This is a genomic window from Streptococcus salivarius, assembly GCF_000785515.1.
Classification (GTDB): Bacteria; Bacillota; Bacilli; order Lactobacillales; family Streptococcaceae; genus Streptococcus; species Streptococcus salivarius.
Genome location: NZ_CP009913.1, coordinates 1,027,381 through 1,050,305 on the forward strand (window position 1 = coordinate 1,027,381; position 22,925 = coordinate 1,050,305).

21 protein-coding genes, 1 pseudogene and 1 other annotated feature are annotated in these 22,925 nt (G+C 38.5%); of the genes and pseudogenes, 20 read left to right on the plus strand and 2 right to left on the minus strand.

The features are described from left to right. Positions 1–44 precede the first annotated feature (44 nt). Both pepT and SSAL8618_RS05030 read left to right on the plus strand, forming a co-directional pair. Positions 45–1,268 (plus strand): peptidase T, encoded by a 1,224-nt coding sequence (gene pepT / locus SSAL8618_RS05025; protein ID WP_037600532.1) that lies wholly within the window; start codon positions 45–47, stop codon positions 1,266–1,268. 56 nt (positions 1,269–1,324) lie between these two features. Continuing rightward, positions 1,325–1,825 carry an EbsA family protein gene (locus SSAL8618_RS05030; protein ID WP_002890860.1) on the plus strand — a complete coding sequence of 167 codons (501 nt, stop codon included), beginning with the start codon at positions 1,325–1,327 and terminating at the stop codon, positions 1,823–1,825. Here the strand turns inward: SSAL8618_RS05030 and SSAL8618_RS10360 are convergent. After that, positions 1,809–2,006 (minus strand): ferredoxin, encoded by a 198-nt coding sequence (locus tag SSAL8618_RS10360; RefSeq protein ID WP_002890861.1) that lies wholly within the window; start codon positions 2,004–2,006, stop codon positions 1,809–1,811. The two genes, SSAL8618_RS05030 and SSAL8618_RS10360, sit on opposite strands and share 17 nt — an antisense overlap. Before the next feature lie 45 nt (positions 2,007–2,051). Between SSAL8618_RS10360 and SSAL8618_RS05035 the strand changes: the two genes are divergently transcribed. From SSAL8618_RS05035 to SSAL8618_RS10815, 7 genes are all read left to right on the plus strand, one after another. After that, entirely contained in the window at positions 2,052–2,717 is a 666-nt protein-coding gene (locus SSAL8618_RS05035) for an SAG1386/EF1546 family surface-associated protein (RefSeq protein WP_038675912.1), read from the plus strand. A gap of 21 nt (positions 2,718–2,738) precedes the next feature. Continuing rightward, on the plus strand, positions 2,739–3,410 hold the full coding sequence (cmk, locus tag SSAL8618_RS05040) for a (d)CMP kinase (RefSeq protein WP_155274348.1): 672 nt from the start codon (positions 2,739–2,741) through the stop codon (positions 3,408–3,410). 33 nt (positions 3,411–3,443) lie between these two features. Beyond that, positions 3,444–3,566 (plus strand) — a sequence feature (ribosomal protein L20 leader region). A gap of 13 nt (positions 3,567–3,579) precedes the next feature. After that, complete coding sequence (gene infC / locus SSAL8618_RS05045; RefSeq protein ID WP_002885108.1) at positions 3,580–4,110, plus strand: translation initiation factor IF-3; 531 nt, start codon at positions 3,580–3,582, stop codon at positions 4,108–4,110. A gap of 38 nt (positions 4,111–4,148) precedes the next feature. Then, the gene (gene rpmI / locus SSAL8618_RS05050; protein ID WP_002885093.1) at positions 4,149–4,349 is read left to right on the plus strand and encodes a 50S ribosomal protein L35; all 201 of its coding nucleotides are present in this window, start codon (positions 4,149–4,151) and stop codon (positions 4,347–4,349) included. 56 nt (positions 4,350–4,405) lie between these two features. Beyond that, positions 4,406–4,765 (plus strand): 50S ribosomal protein L20, encoded by a 360-nt coding sequence (gene rplT / locus SSAL8618_RS05055; protein ID WP_038675913.1) that lies wholly within the window; start codon positions 4,406–4,408, stop codon positions 4,763–4,765. 43 nt (positions 4,766–4,808) lie between these two features. Further along, positions 4,809–5,282 carry a GNAT family N-acetyltransferase gene (locus SSAL8618_RS05060; protein WP_038675915.1) on the plus strand — a complete coding sequence of 158 codons (474 nt, stop codon included), beginning with the start codon at positions 4,809–4,811 and terminating at the stop codon, positions 5,280–5,282. An 85-nt stretch (positions 5,283–5,367) separates the two neighbouring features. Further along, positions 5,368–5,889: a DUF2798 domain-containing protein gene (locus SSAL8618_RS10815; RefSeq protein ID WP_038675917.1), complete on the plus strand. Its 522-nt coding sequence runs from the start codon at positions 5,368–5,370 to the stop codon at positions 5,887–5,889. A 67-nt stretch (positions 5,890–5,956) separates the two neighbouring features. Here SSAL8618_RS10815 and SSAL8618_RS05070 read toward each other — a convergent pair whose 3' ends face one another. Continuing rightward, entirely contained in the window at positions 5,957–6,142 is a 186-nt protein-coding gene (locus tag SSAL8618_RS05070) for a 4-oxalocrotonate tautomerase (protein ID WP_002885057.1), read from the minus strand. A gap of 360 nt (positions 6,143–6,502) precedes the next feature. On the opposite strand from SSAL8618_RS05070, the gene pepV reads away from it, so the two are divergent. The 11 genes and pseudogenes from pepV to SSAL8618_RS05125 all read left to right on the plus strand — a co-directional run bounded on the left by pepV (position 6,503) and on the right by SSAL8618_RS05125 (position 22,655). Beyond that, positions 6,503–7,909 (plus strand): dipeptidase PepV, encoded by a 1,407-nt coding sequence (gene pepV / locus SSAL8618_RS05075; RefSeq protein ID WP_038675919.1) that lies wholly within the window; start codon positions 6,503–6,505, stop codon positions 7,907–7,909. Between the two features lie 39 nt (positions 7,910–7,948). Next, a pseudogene (locus SSAL8618_RS05080) lies at positions 7,949–8,524 on the plus strand (uracil-DNA glycosylase family protein); the annotation flags it as partial. Positions 8,525–8,906: 382 nt separating this feature from the next. Further along, positions 8,907–12,695, plus strand: a complete 3,789-nt coding sequence (locus SSAL8618_RS05085; RefSeq protein ID WP_038675921.1) for a GbpC/Spa domain-containing protein — start codon at positions 8,907–8,909, stop codon at positions 12,693–12,695. 460 nt (positions 12,696–13,155) lie between these two features. Next, on the plus strand, positions 13,156–16,269 hold the full coding sequence (locus tag SSAL8618_RS05090) for an LPXTG cell wall anchor domain-containing protein (RefSeq protein ID WP_038675923.1): 3,114 nt from the start codon (positions 13,156–13,158) through the stop codon (positions 16,267–16,269). 168 nt (positions 16,270–16,437) lie between these two features. Further along, positions 16,438–17,118 (plus strand): ribose-5-phosphate isomerase RpiA, encoded by a 681-nt coding sequence (gene rpiA / locus SSAL8618_RS05095; protein ID WP_002884973.1) that lies wholly within the window; start codon positions 16,438–16,440, stop codon positions 17,116–17,118. 120 nt (positions 17,119–17,238) lie between these two features. Further along, positions 17,239–18,450, plus strand: coding sequence for a phosphopentomutase (locus SSAL8618_RS05100; protein ID WP_038675925.1), 1,212 nt, complete (start codon positions 17,239–17,241; stop codon positions 18,448–18,450). A gap of 1 nt (position 18,451) precedes the next feature. Beyond that, a complete protein-coding gene (locus tag SSAL8618_RS05105) occupies positions 18,452–18,997 on the plus strand; it encodes a DUF1697 domain-containing protein (protein WP_038675927.1) in 546 nt (181 codons plus the stop codon). 18 nt (positions 18,998–19,015) lie between these two features. After that, the gene (locus tag SSAL8618_RS05110) at positions 19,016–19,825 is read left to right on the plus strand and encodes a purine-nucleoside phosphorylase (RefSeq protein WP_038675930.1); all 810 of its coding nucleotides are present in this window, start codon (positions 19,016–19,018) and stop codon (positions 19,823–19,825) included. Between the two features lie 13 nt (positions 19,826–19,838). Continuing rightward, positions 19,839–20,552 carry a LemA family protein gene (locus SSAL8618_RS05115; RefSeq protein ID WP_038675932.1) on the plus strand — a complete coding sequence of 238 codons (714 nt, stop codon included), beginning with the start codon at positions 19,839–19,841 and terminating at the stop codon, positions 20,550–20,552. A gap of 145 nt (positions 20,553–20,697) precedes the next feature. Continuing rightward, entirely contained in the window at positions 20,698–21,945 is a 1,248-nt protein-coding gene (locus SSAL8618_RS05120; RefSeq protein WP_038675933.1) for a chloride channel protein, read from the plus strand. Beyond that, entirely contained in the window at positions 21,942–22,655 is a 714-nt protein-coding gene (locus SSAL8618_RS05125; RefSeq protein ID WP_038675935.1) for a type 1 glutamine amidotransferase, read from the plus strand. The genes SSAL8618_RS05120 and SSAL8618_RS05125 overlap by 4 nt, the downstream gene beginning before the upstream one ends. Positions 22,656–22,925: the final 270 nt, after the last annotated feature.

The window sequence follows — 22,925 nt, forward strand, 5'->3', positions numbered from 1 at the left end:
TGCTATAATTGAGGTAAATACTAAATACAACTAAAGGAGTGCTTATGGGCTACGATTTACTCTTAGAGCGTTTTTTACGTTATGTTAAAATCAATACACGTAGTGATGAAAATGCGACAAGAACACCAACAACACAAAGCCAGGTAGATTTTGCCTTGAAGGTTCTAAAACCAGAATTAGAAGAACTAGGTTTAAGTAACATCCATTATTTGGAAAGTAATGGTTACCTAGTGGCAACCCTTCCGGCTAACGATGACCAATTAACACGTAAGATTGGTTTCATCTCACATATGGATACTGCTGATTTTAATGCAGAAGGTGTGTCACCTCAAGTCATTGACTCTTATGATGGAGGTATCATACCCCTTGGAAGTTCAGGTTTTAACCTAGATCCAGCAGATTTTCCAAATCTCAAGAATTATGTTGGTCAGACACTTATTACGACAAATGGCACCACTCTTCTTGGAGCTGATGATAAGTCTGGCATTGCAGAAATCATGACAGCCTTGGCTTATTTGAAGGCTCATCCTGAAATCAGACATTGTGAGATTCGTGTAGGCTTTGGTCCTGATGAAGAAATTGGAATTGGCGCAGATAAATTTGATGTCAATGATTTTGATGTTGATTTTGCCTACACAGTTGATGGTGGCCCATTGGGTGAATTACAGTATGAAACCTTCTCTGCTGCGGGAGCAGAACTTACCTTCCATGGACGTAATGTTCACCCTGGAACAGCAAAAGACCAAATGGTTAATGCCTTGCAGTTGGCAATTGATTTTCATAATCAGTTACCAGCAGAAGAACGCCCTGAGTTGACAGATGGCTATCAAGGTTTCAACCATCTTCAAACCATGACAGGTACTGTTGAAGAAGCAAAAGCATCTTATATCATCCGTGATTTTGAAAAAGAGTCTTTTGAAAATCGTAAAGCAGCCTTCCAAAAGATTGCCGATGAAATGAATAAAACTTATGGTCAGACACGAGTTGATTTGGTACTCAAAGATCAATACTATAATATGCGTCAGGTTATTGAAAAAGATATGACGCCTGTTGAGTTGGCTAAAGGAGTTATGGAGGAATTGGATATTAGCCCAGTTATTGAACCCATTCGTGGTGGAACAGATGGTTCAAAGATTTCATTTATGGGTATTCCAACTCCAAACCTTTTTGCTGGGGGCGAGAATATGCATGGTCGATATGAGTTTGTTTCCTTGCAGACAATGGAAAAAGCTGTAGATGTTATTCTTGGAATTGTCAGTAAACCTTAATAGAACTTGCTAAATACTGATTTTATGGTAAAATTAGAAGTAATGGAGGTGCTGAGATGATTAAAATTTTCGGCAAGTATCGTTACCATTGGCAACCCGAATTATCTTGGCTAATCATCTACTGGTCTTTAGCCATCACGCCAATCTTTATTGCGGCGGCCCTTCTATTCGAGTTGTACTCGGTGCCCTCACATATTTTGATGCTTTTCACTATTTTCGTTGCCTTGTTTGGTTTAGGATTCCATCGTTACTTTATTATTGAAGATCATGGGATTCTGCGTATTGTTTCTTTCAATATTTTTAAACCACGCAAAGTGAAAATTAGTGATATTGAAAAAGTCGAAGTTATTAAAACTGGCTTGAGCCTTATTTTTAAAAATGGTAAAAAACGTCAGTTTTATATGAGAAAGTGGCCAAAGAAATATTTCTTAGATGCTTTAGCGCTTCACCCTGATTTCAAAGGTGAGGTAGAGCTATTGGATCATATGACCAACTTTGATTACTTTGCCTTTTATGAGGAATCAAAAAAAGCCCTCAAGCTTAAACTTCGCAAATAAGGGCTTTAGTGGGACAAGACTTGACAGCAGTCAAAGTCTCAGGGGTGTTTTCAATAATTTGATTGAGTTGGTCGCTATCTCTGAACCTAACAATACCTTCGTCATCATAATCGAAGACGGGAGAGTAGGTTTGGCACAAACCACAAGCGATACATTTTTCTGGAATTAATGATACTTTCATAGTATTATTTTAAAATAGATTTATTGTTTTTACAAGGAGAATATCATGAGTAAAAAACCATGGGAAGATAAGGTTTCTGACGAAGAGTTGGAAGAAGTAGTTGACGCTGATTTTCTAGATGATGAAGATGAGTTTGAGGATTATGAAGAAGAAGAGGATGTAACTCCTTCTGATGAAAAATGCGAAAAAGGTGGTGGCTTCATTAATTCATCATTCTTGACAGTCTTGCTTGGATTATTCTTTGTTATTGTTGTATGTATTTTGTTCTTTGTTTTCTATACTTCAAATGTCGGTGGAAACAAAACTGCGGAATCTAAGGAATCATCTGGATTCTACTCATCATCAACTAGCAAAGTTGTTAAATCTTCATCTAGCGAGAAAGACTCAAACAAAGATGAGGAAAGTGAGAAATCTAATACAGAAAAATCTTCAAAAGAAAAATCATCAAAAGAGAAATCATCTTCAACTAAAGCATCAAGCTCTTCTAAACATGTAGTAAAAGAAGATGCAACTGAGTCAGCTGAGACAACACCATCAAGCGCTACGGCAGCAGCAGATGGTTCATCAATTGTTGTTCAATCTGGTGAAGGTGCTGGTTCAATCGCCGCACGTGCAGGTATTTCTGTAGATGAATTGGAACGTCTTAACCCTGATCACATGACAAATGGTTACTGGTATGCTAACCCAGGTGACGTCGTTAACGTTCAATAATTTTTAAAGCAAAGGAACATCATGAAAGATATTAGAATTGCTATTGATGGTCCTGCGTCAAGTGGAAAAAGTACAGTAGCCAAGATTATTGCAAAAAATCTTGGCTATACTTATCTTGACACAGGTGCCATGTACCGATCTGCAACTTATTTGGCCTTGCAGAATGATTTAACTGAGGAAAATGTACCAGAAATTTTGGAGCAACTATCTCAACATCCGATTTCATTCGGAAAAGCAGCAGATGGTAGTCAGCAAGTTTATGTAGGTGATGTCGATATTACACACCCAATTCGTGATAACCAAGTTACAAATAATGTTTCTTGGGTCGCAGCTATTCCTGAAGTGCGTCAAGAACTCGTTGCGCAACAACAACGTATCGCTCAAGATGGGGCTATTATCATGGATGGTCGTGATATCGGGACCGTGGTTTTGCCTGATGCAGAACTCAAGATTTTCTTGATTGCTTCAGTTGATGAACGTGCGGAACGTCGTTATAAGGAAAATATCGAAAAAGGTATCCCTGCTGACCTTGAGACTCTAAAAAAAGAAATTGCTGAACGTGACTATAAAGATAGTCATCGTAAGGTGTCACCTCTTAAACCAGCGGAAGATGCCATCACTTTTGATACTACAGGTGTGTCTATTGATGGTGTTGTGGAATTTATTCAAGAAAAAGCAAAAAAAAATTATTGACAAAGGATGACTCACTTGTTATACTATTAACAATGAGAAAAGCAGAAGTGAGAACTTCTCGCCTTGCGACTTAGGTTGTCTGGCCCAACATGTCAAATCCCTCTAGGGATATTATGTGTGCGGGCTTGTATATCAAGTCCGCTTTGTTTTTCTCTAAAAAAATAAAGAGGTGAAGATCATAGCTAAGAAAGATCTATTCATTAACGATGAAATTCGCGTTCGCGAAGTTCGTCTTGTTGGTCTTGATGGTGAACAATTGGGAATTAAACCATTGTCAGAAGCACAAGCTATTGCAGATGATGCAAATGTTGACTTGGTTCTCATCCAACCACAAGCTACGCCACCTGTTGCGAAGATTATGGACTACGGTAAGTTCAAATTTGAGTATCAAAAGAAACAAAAAGAACAACGTAAGAAACAAAGCGTTGTTACCGTTAAGGAAGTTCGTTTGAGTCCAGTTATTGATAAAGGTGACTTTGAAACTAAACTTCGTAATGGCCGTAAATTCCTTGAAAAAGGAAACAAGGTTAAAGTTTCTATCCGATTTAAAGGTCGTATGATTACTCACAAAGAAATCGGAGCTAAGGTCTTGGCGGAATTTGCTGAAAAAACGCAAGATATTGCAATTATTGAGCAAAGAGCGAAGATGGATGGACGTCAAATGTTCATGCAACTTGCACCAATTCCTGACAAAAAATAATTGTCAAACTAACACTATTTTAAGAGGAGAATTTTAAAATGCCAAAACAAAAAACACACCGCGCATCAGCTAAACGTTTCAAACGTACAGGTTCAGGTGGATTGAAACGCTTCCGTGCCTTCACATCTCACCGTTTCCACGGTAAAACTAAAAAACAACGTCGTCACCTTCGTAAAGCATCAATGGTACATTCAGGTGACTTTAAACGTATCAAATCAATGCTTTCACAAATGCGTTAATTCGCTACAAGCATTACAAATTAACTAAACTAGAATTAATTCGGAGGAATATATAAATGGCTCGTGTTAAAGGTGGCGTTGTATCACGCAAACGTCGTAAACGTGTATTGAAACTTGCTAAAGGTTACTATGGTGCAAAACACATCTTGTTCCGTACTGCAAAAGAACAAGTAATGAACTCTTACTACTATGCATACCGTGACCGTCGTCAAAAGAAACGTGATTTCCGTAAACTTTGGATCACACGTATCAATGCGGCAGCTCGTTTGAATGGTTTGTCATACTCACAATTGATGCACGGTTTGAAATTGGCTGAAATCGAAGTTAACCGTAAAATGCTTGCTAATTTGGCAGTTAACGATGCAGCAGCTTTCACAGCTCTTGCAGATGCAGCTAAAGCAAAACTTGGTAAATAAGAATTAAGGTGGGTCTTACCCATCTTTTTTTGTGGAGGTAATCATGATTCGTTTAGCAAAATTTGAAGATATTCCAAGATTACAGGAGTTATTGGAGGAGATTCTTATTGTTCATCATCAAGCACGCCCTGATGTTTTTAAGTCAAAAGGCAGTAAATTTACAGATGCAGAGTTAGAAGTAGTAATTAATGATTCAAAAAAACCTGTTTTTGTGTACGAAGATGACGAAGGACGTATCTTGGGCCATCTTTTCTTAATGATTAAAGAAGAAACTGAAAATGATGGTCCACAAAAGGCTGTTAAAACTCTTTTTATAGATGATTTATGTGTTGATAAGGAATCTCGAGGTCAAAAAATAGGAGAAAAGCTTTACCAATTTGCCTTGGACTATGCTAAGGAGCTAGGTTGTTATAATCTGACACTTCACGTATGGAATGATAATGCAGGTGCTCTACGTTTTTACGAACGTTTAGGTATGAAACCGAGATATACAGAAATGGAAACTATCCTAAAATAATACGTTTTCATGAGAGAAATTTAACTTACGAGGAAAAAATATTTTTGATAGGCTAAAAGAGAACTTTTAGAAATGGAGAATTTTAATGCCTCGTAATTTTAAAGAAGCTTTGCTTTTTACGTTTTTGATGTGTGGAATGATGGTCTGTGGGATGAGTCTCTGGAATCTTCTCATCCTTGATTGGACTGGAGTAGTTCCCTTTGCTTGGGGTAACTTTTTCCAAGGTTATTTTCCTGGATTTGTGGTTGCTTTCTTACTTGATATGCTTTTGGTGGGGCCACTAGCCAAAACAATAGCATTTGCAATTTTGCATAAAGTAAAAGCCCATGATAAACGATGGGCAAAGATTTTAGTGATTTCTGGGACCATGGCGCTACTCATGGTAACGTTTATGTCATTCTATGGATTAGTTTACAACAGTCAGTCGGTGACGTTATTATCCTATGGTCGTGCTTGGTTGACAAATGTTATCATGGCTTTACCACTTAATTTTCTAGTGGTTGGTCCAATCTCACGTTTTATCTTGGGAAAACTACAAAAACCATTGCCTGGTGAAGAAGTCGTTGAGAATTTTGACGACGATGATGAACTACCAACGATAATATAAAAAAACTGGAGTTTCTTTCCAGTTTTTTATATCAAAAGCAGCCACGGATGTGACTGCTTAACGATGATTAGTTTTTCTTCTTCATTTCACCATGTGGGTAGTAAGTTCCCTCTGGCATATCATTAATGAAAACATGAATAGCTTCTTTAGGTGCTTTGGCAACACGTGATACAACCTCAGTAACTTCGCGAGCAAGTTCGATTTTTTGTTCTTCAGTACGACCTTCAAAGAGATCAATCTTTACAAATGGCATAATGCATCTCCTTAGTTTTGATAGTCCTATTATAGCATTAATGAAGAGAATATTCTAAAGTTTATGGAAATTCTTGAAATGATATTATCGAGATGCTACAATGTGCTGACTCCTAATAGGAGGGCCTAAAGTATAAAGAGCTAGATAGTCAAGAGTTTTACCTCTTAGCTGATATAAATGCTATTACTTTAGATTCGAGTGTTCCTGATTTAGGAATTTTTCACATTCTATTGAAGATGGTATGAAGTCTTTTGACATTCGGTAAGGGATTGCATTTTTTATTGGCTTTGTTTATAAGGGATGAAAACTCTTACTAAAAATGGTAAAATAGTGCTAACTAGAGACAGTAAGGAGTAAATTATGACAATTGATTTTCGTGCCGAAGTTGATAAGCGCAAAGATGCCTTGATGGAGGACCTTTTTGGTCTTTTGCGTATTAACTCAGAACGTGATGACAGTAAGGTTGATGATAAGCACCCATTTGGTCCTGGACCAGTAAAAGCTTTGGAACATTTTCTTGCTTTAGCTGAACGTGATGGTTATAAAACTCGCAATATTGATAATTATGCTGGTGACTTTGAATTTGGTCAAGGTGATGAAGTATTGGGTATCTTTGCACACTTGGATGTGGTTCCAGCTGGGAGTGGTTGGGATACAGATCCTTATGAACCTGTAATCAAAGATGGCAAACTTTATGCTCGTGGGTCATCAGATGATAAAGGCCCAACAATGGCTTGTTACTATGCCTTGAAAATTATCAAAGAACTCGAGCTTCCAGTATCTAAGCGTGTGCGTTTCATTGTTGGTACTGATGAAGAATCTGGTTGGGGCGATATGGATTATTACTTCGCTCATAATGGGTTGAAAGATCCTGATTTTGGTTTTTCACCTGATGCAGAATTTCCAATTATCAATGGTGAAAAGGGTAATATTACAGCTTATCTCCATTTTGAAGGTCAAAATGATGGAGAATTTAGTCTTGTGTCTTTTAATGGTGGTTTGCGTGAAAATATGGTTCCTGAATCTGCAAGTGCAGATTTCACTGGACCTATCACTTTGAAAGAACTCGAGGCCAAATTAAAAGACTTTGTTGCTGACCAAGAGGTGACTGGTCAAGTGATTGAAGAAGCAGGTATTTTTCATGTGACTATTCATGGGAAATCTGCTCATGGTATGATGCCTCAAAATGGTATTAATGGAGCAACCTACTTGGCACTCTTCCTTAGCCAATTTGATTTCCAAGGTAATGCTAAAAAGTATTTGGATTTAATTGCTGAAACATTGCATAAAGATTTCTTTGGTGAAAAAGTAGGTCTTGCTTACACAGATCCTAAGATGGGTGAATTGACCATGAATGCTGGGGTGTTTCATTTCAATAAGGAATCAGCAGATAATACAATTGCTTTGAATTTCCGCTACCCTCAAGGCGTTGATGTAGACGGTATTAAGGCCGGCCTTGAAAAACTTGAAGGTCCTAAGGCTGTTAGTCTCTCAGAACATGGTCATGTGCCACACTATGTACCAGTTAATGATCCTATGGTAGAGATCCTTCTTTCAGTCTATGAGAAACAAACAGGGCTTAAAGGTCATGAACAAATTATTGGTGGTGGGACATTTGGACGTCTCCTAAAACGTGGTGTTGCCTATGGAGCTATGTTCCCTGGTTATGTCAACACTATGCACCAAGCCAATGAATTTACTGAAGTTGAGGACTTGTACCGTGCAGCTGCCATTTATGCAGAGGCTATCTATGAGTTAATCAAATAAAAAGAAGAGACAGACTGTCTCTTTTTTTTGGAGGACATTATGGAAACACTTGAAGAATTGACACAAGCCATTATGGCTGATGAACAAAATAAAGTTTATACGGAACAAGGTATAAAACCCTTGTTTTCCATTCCAAAAACGGCTCGGATTAATATCGTGGGACAAGCTCCTGGTATTCGTGCCCAAGAGTCTGGCCTTTACTGGAATGATCCTAGTGGTGATAATCTCAGGGATTGGATGGGGGTCTCACGCGAAGAATTCTATGAATCTGGTATGTTTGCTATTGTACCAATGGATTTTTATTTCCCAGGTCATGGTAAATCAGGTGATTTACCTCCTCGCAAAGGATTTGCAGATAAGTGGCATGAGAAAGTTCTTGCTTTAGCTCCTGATATCCAATTGACGATTTTAGTAGGTAATTATGCACAGCATTACTATTTACATCAAAAATCGTCAGCAAAATTAACGGATACAGTTAAGCATTACAAAGATTATCTACCAGAGTTTTTCCCTCTCGTTCATCCTTCTCCTCGAAATAATATTTGGCAAGCAAAAAATCCATGGTTTATGGAAGAAGTAGTTCCAGATTTGAAGGCCTTGGTCAAAAAAAATCTTAAGTCGATGATGTCTGATATCTGCACTTGGATTGTCGTTAGGTATTGTTTCAAATCAATGAAGCAACTATCAGAACATACCCAAATATTGTAAAGATTTTAGCCCTTTGGGGCTTTTTTTGATACTTTAACAAAAAGAGTCGCAAAAATAATTAACAAAACTTTAATATCAAGCTTATATCATGTAATTTAATTCTAATTTTCAGAAGAAGTAACATATAAAATTAAGGTAGCTATCCTTTTAAACTAAAGAATCAATTAAATAATACTTACAAATTGAAAATGAGTGTAAATTTTTAAAAATATTAAGACAATTCCATTGACAGAAAGTTTAAAAGTGATAGACTTTAGGTGTTAAGAAAATTTAGAAGGAAATTTGTGATATGGGAAGAAAAGATTCACAACGTTTTTCAATCAGGAAGTATAGCTTTGGAGCTGCTTCTGTTCTTTTGGGTACAACAATTCTTGCGATGGGTGCAACTGGTGTACAGGCAGATGAGGTTTCAACTTCAGCTGCTACTGATACACCACTTAGTGCTTCTGTGCTAACAGATACTGCTGCCGATCCGGCAACGACTGTTGATCATTCAGAGAAGCAAGTTGTTTCTGTCAAAGAAGAAGGAAATACCACTGTAACAACAAGTGTTGTTACAACTGATAGTCTTGAGGATGCTAAAACTTCTGCGGTAAAAGAAGGGGTAGAAGTCGAAGAAACTGCACCTCAAACACATACATCCCTAGAGGGTGCTATAGCTGACAATCAAGCTCAATCAAAAGAGATTAACACGGTTGTTTCGGATTATCAGAAAGCAAAAGAAAACCACAAAAAAGATGTAGCTGAGTATGATAAAGCTAAGGCTGAGTACGATGCTAAAGTGGCCGAAAAAGCAGCAGCTGATAAAGCAAACGCTGCTTCTAAAGCACAGTATGATACTGATCAAGCTGCTTATGAAAAAGGTTTAGCTAAATACCAAGCTGATAAAAAAGCCTATGATGCAGCATTGGAAGAGTATAATGCTCAAAAATTAACTTACGATTCCAAAGTAGCCGAAAAAGCAGCAGCTGATGCAGCTAATGCTAAGTCAGAAGCCGATTACAAGGTACAGTTGGCTGTTTATGAAACTGCTAAGAAGAACTATGAAGCTGCTATGGCTCAGTACAGCAAAGACAAGGCAAAATATGATGCTGAGAAGGAAGCTTATGATGCTAAAGTAGCTGAAAAAGTTCGTACAGAAATCGAAAACAAGGCAGCTCAAGAGCAGTATGAGAAAGATTTAGCTACTTATAATTCCGCTTACGAAAAATATCAAACCGATTTAGCTGCCTACAAGACTGCCAAAGCCGCCTATGATGCTAAAGTAGCCGAAAAAGCAGCAGCTGATGCAGCTAATGCAGAAGCTAAAGCTAAGTATGACTCAGAAATGGTCACTTACGAAGCAGCCTTGTCTGAATATAGGACAAATAAGGCTTCGTATGATGCCGCTCTAGCTGAATACAATACGAAAAAAGCAGCCTATGATGCTAAAGTAGCTGAGAAAACACAAGCAGAAATTACTGATAAGGCTGCTCAAGAGCAATATGAGAAAGATCTTGCTGCTTACAATACGGCTTACGAAAAATATCAAACTGATTTAGCTGCCTACAAGACTGCTAAAGCAGCCTACGATGCCAAAGTAGCCGAAAAAGCAGCTGCTGATAAGGCAAATGCGGAAGCTAAAGCCAAGTATGATGCAGAAATGGCTGTTTATAATACAGCTAAAGCACAATACGATAAAGATTTACAAGAATACCAAGCTAAGAAAGCGCAATACGATAAAGATAAAGCAGCCTATGATCAACTTGTTGCTATTAAAGCAGAAGAAGATGCTGCAAAAGCTAAGTATGAGGTTGAGCTTGCAAAATACAATGTAGATTTAGAGCAATACGGCAAAGATTTTGCTACATACCAAACAAAACTTGCTGAATATCATACAGCTTTGGCACAGTACAAAGATGCTAAAGCAGCCTATGATAAGTACATGAATGATAATGGTTTCCAAGATCTAAAAGATGTAGAAACTGTTCAAGATTTGACCTTCCAACGTGAAGGTGGAGCCATTCATACCATCGATGGCATCAGTGCTTATCTCACTCGAGATGCTCAAGCTCGTTTGAATACAAGCAACGTACATCAGTATGATTCCAATAAATTGGAAGCTTCCGATATTGTAGCAACTAGTCCTTGGGCCAATAATGAAACTGAGTATATTCAAGTTAAGGAAGGCGATAAATTTGTTGTTACTTATGATAACTTGAATCAGTCAAGCATGCGTGAAAATACGGATATGCATCCAATCAAGCGCGTGATTTATCGCTATGAGATTTTGAGTCTCCCATCAAATGACGGTAAAGGAATTGCAGCCGTTAGCTCAGACCCAACTGTAACACTAACAGTCGGTGCTTCAACAGACCAAAACAAACCAGTTAAAGTTGCTGTAGATGTTGAATTCTATGATGGTAATGGCAATAAATTTGATTTGACACAGCACAATGCAATTGTAGCGTTGAACTCTCTTAACCACTGGACAGGTGCTTCCTATGTAGATAGTGGGGATAAACCTCGTGCCCTTACAGTAGAAGCCAAGGATAAAGATGGTAACACTGTTCGAGGATCTTGGAATCCGTATGCAGATGGTTCATCAATGAGCATTGAAAACAATGCGGTTGTTGTTAAAAATGGAACAGCTGACTTTGGTACTGCTGATGTCACTATCTCTGCTGAAAACCCAATCAAGATTGTGGCACAAAAAGCAACGTGGAATGGTAGTGAATTTACAGTTAGTGAAGAAACTGTTATTGACGCAACTTCAGTCAATGTTTCAGGTGCTGGGAACGGTCACTCTATTGGAACAGATGAGTTCACATTAGATGGTAAAGATGATGTTATCGGTTCTTATACGATTGATCCAACTTCAGGACGTATCATCTTTACTCCTAAGAAGAAATTTGAAAATGTAGAGCACCAAGAATCTGTAAATGTTGGAAACAATAAATACATTCCAATTCCAAATTCAAGTGTTTCTTATGATTCTGCTACAAAAGAGGTGACATCATTTAAAGATAACCAATACATTGAACATGGATCTATCTTTAATGGTGAATCTTCAGCGACTCTTGAAGGTTGGGACAATCCATCTTCTCCATACCTCTATTATGGTGGAGCAGGATTGAAGATGGCTGATGGTCACTTGGTATTTACGGCCAATGGAGCTAATGCTGCTGGTCAACCAACGGTTTACTGGTTTGCGATTAACTCAAACGTTGGTATTCCAAAAAATCCAGGTGAGGCACCAAAAGAGCCAACAGCTCCTGAAGAACCAAAGGCTCCAACACCACCAACGATTACATTGGAAGTTCTTCCAGCGGTACCAACAGAACCAACTCCGCCAACAGCTCCTACGGCACCAACAGAACCTAACTATACAGTTGTTACAGTTGATGCAGAGGAACCAAAGGCTCCAACAGAACCGAAAGCTCCAACGCCACCAACTCCGACAGTTGTTGAAGTTCCAGCGGAACCAAGCAAACCAGAAGAACCTAAAGCTCCAACACCACCGACAGAACCTAACTACACTGTGGTTACAGTTGATGCAGAGGAACCAAAGGCTCCAACAGAACCAAAAGCTCCAACGCCACCAACTCCAGCTTTAGTTGAAGTGCCAGTAGAGCCACGTAAGATTACGGCACCAGTAGAACCTAAGGCTCCGACTCCACCTACACCTGTAGTTGTAGAGGTACCTGGTGAGCCAACAAAACCAACGCCACCAACAGAGCCAACAGCTCCAACACCACCAACTATGGTCACAGTTAATGTTCCTAATAAACCTGTTTCACCTAAAGAACTTGTAGCTCCTAAGGTAAAATGGCATAAAAATTATCTTGTTGAGCGCGTAACACGTCCAGTACCAACGACGCCACCAACTCCTCAAAAACCAAAAACTCCTGGAACACCTACAGGACCAAGCGTTACACCAACTTCTTCTGTGGTTGCTAAGCAAGAAACAGAAAGAACTAATAGCGCCGTATTGCCAGAAACAGGTGACTCTAACCAAAAATTAGCATCTGTAACAGGTCTAGGCTTGCTTTCAATGGCCCTTTCAGGTCTATGGTCAGCTCGCAAACGTAAACATTAATAAGATAAAATGAAAGATTAGGTTGTTTTGCCATGCAAGACAGTCTAGTCTTTTTTGTTACCTATTATTTGCTCTTTAACGAACTGAATAAGTTTGAATGTTAAAACTAATAGGACAAACGAGAGGACATGATTTAGGTGAAATAGCTATCCTAAAGCTGAATATCACTATGAAAAGTAAAATGAAAGCTTATAGTTGATTGTTTTTCATAATCTTTTCAATAAAAAAACATTAAAGCTAATCGGACTAGATATTATAAAATTAAACCGCCTATTTGTAACGTAAACCCTATTAATAATAGGGTTTTTTCTATCAAATGTTTTGATATTAAAAAGTATTTGAATTTAAGAATCTAATCGAATTTAAAGGAATGGGTGTTTTTATGAGATATCTCAAATTGACATGGTTCTTTCTTTTGTTAGAATATGAACATAACTAAATATAGAAGGACGTAATTTAAATGGGGAAAAAGGAATTACAACGTTATTCACTCAGAAAGTCTAGCCTTGGTGCGGCTTCTGTTCTTTTGGGGACTGCAGTTCTTGCAGTAGGAGCTTCAAATGCAAGCGCTGATGAGGTAGCAACAACTACAGATTCAGCAACACCAGCAGTTGAAGCAACAGATGCTGTTGAAGAAAACACTTCAGCCGTAGCAGATTCAACTGAAAAGAAAGTTGTTAACGTTACTGAAGAAGGCAACACAACTGTTACAACGAGTGAAGTAACAAATACAAGCTTAGAAGCTGCAAAAACAGCTGCAACTAACGAAGGGGTTGAGGTTAAGGAAGAACCTGCTCAAACCAAAGAAACTGTTGAAGCAGCTGCTGCAGATAATAAAGCACAAGCAGAGAAAATCAATACAGTCGTTTCTGATTATAAAGCGGCTAAAGAACAATACAAGTCAGATAAAGCTGACTATGATAAAGCAAAAGCAAACTATGATGCCAAATTAGCTGAGAAAGCACTTGCTGATAAAACAAATGCTGAAGCTCAGGCTAAATATAATACTGAAAAAACAGCTTATGATAAAGCTTCAGAGCAATACCAAATTGCTAAGCAAGCTTATGACTCAGCTCTTTCAGAGTACAAGACTAAGAAAGTTACTTATGATGCTAAGGTAGCAGAAAAAGAAGCCGCTGATAAAGAAAATGCGCTTTCTGCAGCTAAATACCAAGCAGAATTGGCAACATATAACCAAGCAAAAGCTGATTATGAAGCAGCTCTTGCTCAGTACAATAGCGATAAAGCCAAATACAATGCTGAAAAAGCTAACTATGATAATAAAGTAGCTGAAAAAGTTGTTACGGAAAAACGTAACGCCGAAGCTGAAGCTAAATATCAAACTGAGCTAGCAGCATACAATGAAGCAAAAGCTAAATATGATGTAGAAAAAGCAGCGTATGACAAGAATCTTGAACTTTATAATGCTAAGAAAACAGCTTATGAAGCAGATCTTGAAACAAAACAAGCTATTGAAAAATACAATGCAGATGCTAAAGCTAAATACGAAGCAGCCTTGGTTGTCTACAATGAGCAAAAAGCTAAATATGACCAAGAGTACCTTGAGTATCAAAACAAATTAGCTGTTTACCAAACAGCACTTAAACAATACCAAGATGCTAAAACAGCTTACGATAAATACATGAATGATCCTGTATATCGTAACCTTAAAGATGCTGAAGTTGTTCAAGAATTGACTTTCCAACGTGAAAACGATGCGACACACAAAGTTGAAGGTGTAAGCAACTACTTGACAAAAGAAGCACAAGAGCGTCTTAACACAAGTAATGTTTTCCAATATGACTCTAACAAGTTACAAGCATCTGACATTGTTTCAAATAGCCCTTGGACAAATACTGAAGACGAGTGGATTCAAGTTAAAGAAGGTGACAAATTTGTTGTTACTTATGATGGTTTGAACCAATCAAGCATGCTTGTTGAGAATGAAGCATCAGCAATCAAGCGTGTTGTTTACCGTTACGAAATTGTTAGCCTTCCATCAAACGACGGAAAAGGTATCGCGAAAATCAGTAAGGATCCAACAGTAACTATGACAGTTGGAGCATCGACTGATCAAGATAAACCGGTTAAAGTAGCTGTAGATGTTGAGTTTTACGATAAAGATGGTAAAATGTTCAACCTTAGTGAGCGTAATGCTATCGTAGCACTTAACTCACTTAACCACTGGAACGGTGCAGCTTATGTTGAAACATCTGAGCGCCCACGTCCACTTACAGTAGAAGCGAAAGACGTTAATGGTAATACTGTTCGCGGTACTTACAATCCTTACGCAGATGGTTCTACTTTGGCAATCCAAAACGGTGAAGTTGTTACAAAATCTGGTTATGCAGATTTTGGTGGAGCTACAGTCAACATTTCAGATGAGAACCCACTTAAGGTAGTGGTTCCTATCACTGACTGGAATGGTTCAGAATGGGTTGTCTCACGTGAAATTCCATCTGATGTAACAACTCTTAATGCTTCAGGTAGCGGTAATGGACACGCTCTTGGTAACCAAGATTATACGTTTGGTGATAAAGATGATGTTATTGGTTCATACAGCGTTTCTGCTGAAACTGGTTTGATTACATTCACACCTAAGAAAAAATACCAATCAACACGCCACCAAGAATATGTAAATATTGGTGATAACCAATTCATCGCTATTCCAAAATCATCAGTTACTTATGATGCTGCTACTAAAGAAGTAACATCAGTCAATGATAACCAATACATTGACCATGGTGCAGTCTTTAATGGTGAGACAACATCAGAATTGACAGGTTGGGATAACGCTGATTCACCTTACCTCTACTATGGAGGTGCAGGTATCAAGATGACTAATGGTCATTTGGTATTTACTGCTGAAGGTGCAAATGCTGATGGTGCACCAACAGTTTACTGGTTCGCAATCAACTCTAACCTTGGTTTGCCTAAGAATCCAGGTGAAAAACCTGAAGAACCTAAGGCACCAACACCACCAACAGCACCGGTTAAACCAGTCGTTAAAACAGTTGGTATCAATCCACAAGAACCAACACCACCAACACCTCCAAAAGAGCCAGTGGCACCAACGCCACCAACTCCAGAGGTAGTTGAAGTTCCTGGTAAACCACAAGAACCAACACCACCAACAGGTCCAACGGCACCAACGCCACCAACACCAAAAGTGGTTGAAGTTCCAGAAAAACCGGTTGAACCAACACCACCAACAGGTCCAACGGCACCAACGCCACCAACACCAAAAGTAGTTGAAGTTCCTGCTAAACCAGTAGAACCTAAAACTCCTGAAAAACCAAGTGTTGTATGGCACAAGAACTATGTCGTTGAGAGAGAGTCTCACGTGGTACCACCAACTCCACCGACTACTCCACAAACACCACCAACACCTGTTACTCCTCCAACTCCAGTGACACCACCAACTACACCAACTCCAGATACTGAAGTTCCTGTAGTGCCTCAAGCTGAGTTGCCACAAACTGGTGAGCACACTAGCAATGCTGGATTTATTGGACTTCTTTCAATGATTTTTGTAGCCTTTGTAGGATTCTTCAAACGTCGTAAAGAAGATTAAGTGGTGCTATTAAATTAGTTCCCCATCAAAACTAGATTCTATTAGGATCTAGTTTTTATTTTGTTTATTTTTGGTCTGTTTTCCTCCCTCATATCATTTCTATTTACTGGTGAAACATGTTATAATTGTTTTGAACGACTATTTATAGAAAGATGCAAGGAGACTAGCATGGAAGAACTTAAGAAAATCGCTGGTGTAACCGCTGCCAAATATGTTGAAGATGGAATGGTTGTTGGACTCGGTACAGGGTCAACAGCTTACTTCTTCGTAGAGGAAATTGGCCGTCGTATTAAGGAAGAAGGTCTTAGTGTTGTTGGTGTAACGACATCAAGTCAAACCACTAAACAAGCTGAGGGCTTAGGCATTCCTTTGAAGGCAGTGGATGACATTGACAGTATTGATGTTACTGTTGATGGAGCCGACGAAGTAGACCCTCAACTCAACGGGATTAAAGGTGGCGGTGGCGCCCTTTTGATGGAAAAAATCGTCGCTACACCTACAAAAGAATATATCTGGGTGGTTGATGAGTCTAAAATGGTTGATCAATTAGGTGCTTTCAAACTACCAGTTGAAGTGGTTCAATATGGTGCTGACCGTCTGTACCGTGTCTTTGAGTCTAAGGGCTATAAGCCATCATTCCGACTTACGGAACAAGGTGACCGCTTTGTTACAGATATGAAGAACTATATCATCGATCTTGATTTAGGTAAGATTGAAAATCCAGTAGCTCTTGGTGAAGAACTAAAAGCTATGACAGGGGTTGTCGATCATGGATTGTTCAATGGCATGGTTAACAAAGTCATCGTTGCAGGAAAAGACGGTGTTAAGGTCGTTGAAGTTAAGGCCTAGTCCGATTTTTATTCCCCTCACTTTTAATGAGGAAAACTAATTAATTATTTTCAAACTATTAAATAATATAGAAAGGCAAGAGGTAATTTCGAAAAGATTTTAGCTCTTTGTGGTGTTATTATGTCCAAATTTAACCGAATGCATTTAGTCGTTCTTGATTCAGTAGGAATTGGTGCTGCTCCAGATGCCAATGACTTTGTCAATGCAGGTGTGCCAGACGGTGCTTCAGATACCCTTGGTCACATCTCTAAATCTGTAGGATTGAATGTGCCAAATATGGCTAAGCTTGGTCTAGGAAATATTCCTCGTGAAACACCTTTGAAAACAGTACCAGCAGAGAGCAACCCAACTGGTTATGCAACAAAATTGCAGGAAGTTTCTCTTGGTAAAGATACGATGACTGGTCACTGGGAAATCATGGGTCTCAATATTACTGAACCTTTTGATACTTTCTGGAACGGATTCCCAGAAGAAATTCTCACTAAAATTGAAGAATTCTCAGGACGTAAAGTCATTCGTGAAGCTAATAAACCATACTCAGGTACGGCTGTTATTGAAGACTTTGGACCTCGTCAAATGGAAACTGGTGAATTGATTATTTACACTTCAGCTGACCCAGTTCTTCAAATTGCCGCACACGAAGACGTTATTCCTTTGGCTGAATTGTATCGTATTTGTGAATATGCACGTTCAATTACCCTTGAGCGTCCAGCTCTTCTAGGGCGTATCATTGCGCGTCCTTACGTTGGTGAGCCTGGAAACTTCACTCGTACATCTAACCGTCGTGATTTGGCTGTCTCACCATTTGAATCAACTGTTTTGGATAAATTGAATGAAGCTGGTATCGATACTTATGCCGTTGGTAAAATCAATGATATTTTCAACGGAGCTGGTATCAACCACGATATGGGACACAACAAATCAAATAGCCATGGTATTGATAATTTGATTAAAGCTATGACTTCTGAAGACTTCAAACATGGCTTCTCATTCACAAACTTGGTAGACTTCGATGCCCTTTATGGACACCGTCGTGATCCACATGGATACCGTGATTGCTTGCACGAATTTGACCAACGTTTGCCTGAAATCATTGCTGCTATGCGTGAAGATGATCTCTTGATGATTACAGCAGACCACGGAAATGATCCAACTTATGCAGGTACGGACCATACTCGCGAATATATTCCATTCTTGGCTTACAGTCCATCATTCAAAGGAAATGGACTTATTCCAGTAGGTCATTTCTCTGATATCTCAGCAACAATCGCTGAAAACTTTGGTGTAGATAAAGCCATGATTGGTGAAAGCTTCTTGGATAAACTTATCTAAAATGAAGCGCTATGCATTTTTGGTTCGTGGGATAAACGTTGGTGGTCGTCACAAGGTAGTCATGGAGGAATTTTGTCGTGAGTTAGAAGAACTCGGTATGTCACATGTTTCTTCCTATATAAATAGTGGAAATCTTTTCTTTGATTCTACCTTGATGAAAGAGGAACTCCTCTTAGTTTTAGAGGAATTTCTAAATAAGGTTTATCCATTTATTAAGGTATTTTCTCTTTTTACTCTTGAAGATTATCAAAATGAAGAGGCCTCATTACCTAAGTGGTGGGAAGATGATTTCTATAGAAAAGACGTCCTCTTATTCACTGAAAGACTTGATAAGACCGAAATGAAGAAGATTATTAACTCTTTAGAGTTGAAAGATGAAATACTTCATTTTGGTCAACTTGGTGTCTACTGGGGAAAGTATGATAAATCAACTTATAGCCAAACAGCTTATCATAAGAAGTTATTGAAAACACCTTTTTATCCTGATATAACCATTCGAAATGCAAGAACTTTTTCAAAAATTGGTCACTTTTTAAGAATGAAATAAAATTAAGGGAGAAATAACATGTCGCTACTTGAAAAAATTAGAGTTACTCAAGCATTTTTGGAAAGCAAAGGAATTGAAAAACCTGAGTTTGGTTTAATTTTAGGTTCTGGACTTGGTGAGTTGGCTGAAGAAGTTGAAGACGCAATTGTCATTGACTATGCGGATATTCCAAACTGGGGACAATCAACGGTTGTCGGTCATGCTGGAAAACTTGTTTACGGAACTTTGTCTGGACGTAAGGTTTTGGCTCTACAAGGACGTTTCCATTTCTATGAAGGAAATCCGCTAGAAGTGGTTACTTTCCCTGTACGTGTTATGAAAGCTCTTGGATGTGAAGGAGTTGTTGTAACCAATGCAGCAGGTGGTATCGGCTATGGTCCTGGTACTTTGATGGCCATCACTGACCACATTAACATGACTGGTCAAAACCCATTGATTGGTGAAAACTTGGATGATTTTGGACCACGTTTCCCTGATATGTCTAAAGCTTACACACCTGAATACCGTGAAACCGCTCATAAAGTGGCTGATAAACTTGGTATCAAATTGGATGATGGTGTTTATATCGGTGTGACAGGTCCAACCTATGAAACACCAGCTGAAATCCGTGCATTCAAGACACTGGGTGCAGATGCTGTTGGTATGTCTACAGTTCCAGAAGTTATTGTAGCAGCTCACTCAGGATTGAAAGTTCTTGGAATTTCAGCCATTACAAACTTTGCAGCTGGCTTCCAATCAGAACTTAATCATGAAGAAGTCGTTGCTGTGACTGAACAAATTAAAGAGAACTTTAAAGGCTTGGTTAAAGCAATTTTAGCTGAACTTTAAAAAGGAATAATTGATGTCAAATTTAGTGAATAATCCATTATTTCGTATCATTCGTGGAGTTTTTATAGTAGCTTTATTGACCTTCGTTTGGTTGGTTATATTTTCTGCAATAGATTCAAGTGGTAGTGATATAAACTATGAACCGTTTCAAGGCGCATCTATAGTATTTGCAATTTTTAGCTACATGATAATAGCATTTCTATTTCAATACCATAAAGCTGTTAACTTAAAAGAATTGATCAAATCTTCATACAGTGCAATTGAAATTAAAGAAAAATATGTGGAAAAGCTAATTGCGCAACTGCGTGAATTAACTGATAAGATTGTTGACCATGAGTTGAAAATGTCTGTTAGGAAAAATGTCTCAGAATTATTGGAAGAAAAAAAGTCTGTCAACAATTTTACTAACGATGAAAACAAAGCTAATCATTCAGAATCTAAGCGTAAGTTTTATGGTGAATCTGGAAATTCTTCTAAACACGAATACTCTACTAAAGTTGAAGAAACAAAGAATAAGATTTTAGAGGAAATAGAAAGGGATACAAGTATTACCGCTGATCAAAGTATAAAAGATCTGATTGCTGAGATTAAAGAGTCAGAAGTACTAGTTGCTAATCAAAAATTACACTATAATGAAATGGTATCGCAATATAATAAAACAATTTACACTTTGCCATTTGCGTTTTTAAGAACTACTTTAGGTTATTCAGAAATAAACTATTTATAATATTTACAAAATCATTATTACTAGAATATAGTCTAAAAGTCAAAGTAATGATATGAAGCCTAAAAATAAAGCAAGAAAGGAATTGACTCCACTCTTAATGCAGTGGGAAAAAGTTGGTTAAACCAATTTAGTCTAACTCTAATATATGGGTGCTCAAGGAAGAAATAGTTTAACTTGGCTTCCCAAGTCGCTTAGGTTATTTCTAGCTGTTTTGGCAACTGGAATAGCTTCTGGAATGGTCGGTATTCTTTGCCATTACCTTATAGAATTTATACAATTTCTTGCTTTTGGCAATGATAACTCAGACCTGTTGTTACAGTATCATTCTGTAAGTGCCTGTCGACGCTTCTTCGTTATTCTGATAGCTGGTGTTTTTGCTAGTCTCTTTTGGTATTTCCTTCAACGACGGATATCGCTTCTGTCCATTAGTAAAACGAAACAACTGGTTGGTAAAAGAAGTCCAAATTTTCTAGGTCAGACTCTACATGCTTTAGTACAGGTAGCAATCGTTGGAGCAGGTGCTTCAGTAGGTAAAGAAGGAGCTCCACGGGAACTAGGTGCCTTATGTGCGGGTAGTCTATCTAAAGGACTAGGCTTAGAAATTTCTGAAAGACAACTCATGATTGCCTGTGGTGCAGGTGCGGGCTTAGCTGCAGTTTACCAAGTTCCCTTTGCTAGTGCTTTGTTTGTTTTGGAAACTCTCGGAGTTGGATGGAAACTAAAAAATATAGTCGTCATTCTTTTCTCAACCTACCTATCGGCCTATTGCGCCCGACCAATTGTTGGTGGTGAAGCTATCTATGCAGTTAACAAGGTGAGCCTTTATCCCAATAGTTTGATACAGGTTTTCGTTTTGGCATTGACTATAACTCCGCTTGCTCTTGTATTTAAAGTCTTAGCTAAAAGTGCGAGTAAGAGTCGTATGACTGATAAACGTATTCTGTGGACCATGCCACTATCTTATGTAGTATTAGGTGGGATTGCAGCTTTCTATCCTTTAATCATGGGAAATGGTCAGGTTCTAGCACAATGGTTATTTTCAGGTGGGGGTTCAGCATACCTACCTCTTATCCTTGTCGTCAAAGGTCTTATGGTATGTTTACTTTTATGGGCAGGCTCTTATGGGGGAACCCTAACCCCTTCCTTTACCTTAGGTGCCGGATTGGGTTTCCTATTGACAAGATGTCTTGAGATTTTTGGTTTATCCCTCAATACTACTCTAGGAATGTTACTTGGTGCAACCGTATTTTTAGGAACAACTTTAGATGCTCCTCTAACTGGGATAGCCTTGGTTTTAGGTTTTACTGGTCAAGGAGAGCTGGTAGCAGTACCACTAATCTTAGCGAGTCTACTATCGAGGATAATTAAAAATAGATGGAAGAAAAAACAATGAATATTCATTTTATCTTACACGAAACGTTCGAAGTTCCAGGAGCCTATTTAAAATGGGCTCAAGACCGTGGGCATAATATCACATCAACCAAGGTATATGAGGAAGAGGTTCTTCCTGAAACCGTTGAAGGTATTGATTTTCTAATTGTGATGGGTGGCCCTCAGTCACCTGATGAGGATTGTCAGGCCTTTCCTTATTATGACCCAGAGGCTGAGATTGCATTTATGCAAAAAGCAATTGCTGCTGATATCTATATTGTTGGGGTTTGCCTAGGTGCTCAACTTTTATCTGTAGCCTATGGTGGTAAGTATGAGCATAGTCCAGAACGCGAAATTGGTGTGTTTCCAATAACACTTACGGATGATGGATTAGCTGATGAGCATGTCAAAGGTTTTGGCACAACTCTAAATACTGGCCACTGGCATGGTGATATGCCTGGATTGACTGATAATGCAGTTGTTCTTGCTACTAGTCAAGGTTGTCCACGTCAAATTGTTCGCTTCAGTCCTAAACACTATGCCTTTCAGGCACACTTGGAGTTTGATCTTGAAGCCATTGATTTACTTATAGCTGCTGACGGTGAAGAGCATTTACGTAAGCAAAATAAAGACTTGCCTTTTGTTCAAACACCTGAACAATTACGTGCCAACGATTATTCTGAAATGAACAAAAAGTTATACGATTTTCTTGATTCATTGACTCAAGCTTAATCCACTTTTAAAGTAGTTATTTATCCACTATATAATAGTAGAAAAATATTTAAAAATAAAAATTAAGAAAGGTAGAGCGTGTGTTCTGATTTGAACACGAGCGGAAAGCTCGGAAAATAGATAGTCTTCATTTGTTTTCTGTCTGCTCCTTTACCATCAAAAAATGAAAGGAAGGGTAGTTCGGGTTTGAAACTGAACCCGGGCTAGAGGCTGTGTAAAAAAGATAAATCCTCCTAGATGCGAAGCATCTTTGTCGGATTTCCTATTTTT

Excerpts from the sequence above, each read along its gene's own strand:
- pepT (WP_037600532.1), top strand. The coding sequence starts at position 45 with ATGGGCTACGATTTACTCTTAGAGCGTTTTTTACGTTATGTTAAAATC.
- SSAL8618_RS05030 (WP_002890860.1), top strand. The coding sequence starts at position 1,325 with ATGATTAAAATTTTCGGCAAGTATCGTTACCATTGGCAACCCGAATTA.
- SSAL8618_RS10360 (WP_002890861.1), bottom strand. The coding sequence starts at position 2,006 with ATGAAAGTATCATTAATTCCAGAAAAATGTATCGCTTGTGGTTTGTGC.
- SSAL8618_RS05035 (WP_038675912.1), top strand. The coding sequence starts at position 2,052 with ATGAGTAAAAAACCATGGGAAGATAAGGTTTCTGACGAAGAGTTGGAA.
- cmk (WP_155274348.1), top strand. The coding sequence starts at position 2,739 with ATGAAAGATATTAGAATTGCTATTGATGGTCCTGCGTCAAGTGGAAAA.
- rpmI (WP_002885093.1), top strand. The coding sequence starts at position 4,149 with ATGCCAAAACAAAAAACACACCGCGCATCAGCTAAACGTTTCAAACGT.
- rplT (WP_038675913.1), top strand. The coding sequence starts at position 4,406 with ATGGCTCGTGTTAAAGGTGGCGTTGTATCACGCAAACGTCGTAAACGT.
- SSAL8618_RS05060 (WP_038675915.1), top strand. The coding sequence starts at position 4,809 with ATGATTCGTTTAGCAAAATTTGAAGATATTCCAAGATTACAGGAGTTA.
- SSAL8618_RS10815 (WP_038675917.1), top strand. The coding sequence starts at position 5,368 with ATGCCTCGTAATTTTAAAGAAGCTTTGCTTTTTACGTTTTTGATGTGT.
- SSAL8618_RS05070 (WP_002885057.1), bottom strand. The coding sequence starts at position 6,142 with ATGCCATTTGTAAAGATTGATCTCTTTGAAGGTCGTACTGAAGAACAA.
- pepV (WP_038675919.1), top strand. The coding sequence starts at position 6,503 with ATGACAATTGATTTTCGTGCCGAAGTTGATAAGCGCAAAGATGCCTTG.
- SSAL8618_RS05085 (WP_038675921.1), top strand. The coding sequence starts at position 8,907 with ATGGGAAGAAAAGATTCACAACGTTTTTCAATCAGGAAGTATAGCTTT.
- SSAL8618_RS05090 (WP_038675923.1), top strand. The coding sequence starts at position 13,156 with ATGGGGAAAAAGGAATTACAACGTTATTCACTCAGAAAGTCTAGCCTT.
- rpiA (WP_002884973.1), top strand. The coding sequence starts at position 16,438 with ATGGAAGAACTTAAGAAAATCGCTGGTGTAACCGCTGCCAAATATGTT.
- SSAL8618_RS05100 (WP_038675925.1), top strand. The coding sequence starts at position 17,239 with ATGTCCAAATTTAACCGAATGCATTTAGTCGTTCTTGATTCAGTAGGA.
- SSAL8618_RS05105 (WP_038675927.1), top strand. The coding sequence starts at position 18,452 with ATGAAGCGCTATGCATTTTTGGTTCGTGGGATAAACGTTGGTGGTCGT.
- SSAL8618_RS05110 (WP_038675930.1), top strand. The coding sequence starts at position 19,016 with ATGTCGCTACTTGAAAAAATTAGAGTTACTCAAGCATTTTTGGAAAGC.
- SSAL8618_RS05115 (WP_038675932.1), top strand. The coding sequence starts at position 19,839 with ATGTCAAATTTAGTGAATAATCCATTATTTCGTATCATTCGTGGAGTT.
- SSAL8618_RS05120 (WP_038675933.1), top strand. The coding sequence starts at position 20,698 with ATGGGTGCTCAAGGAAGAAATAGTTTAACTTGGCTTCCCAAGTCGCTT.
- SSAL8618_RS05125 (WP_038675935.1), top strand. The coding sequence starts at position 21,942 with ATGAATATTCATTTTATCTTACACGAAACGTTCGAAGTTCCAGGAGCC.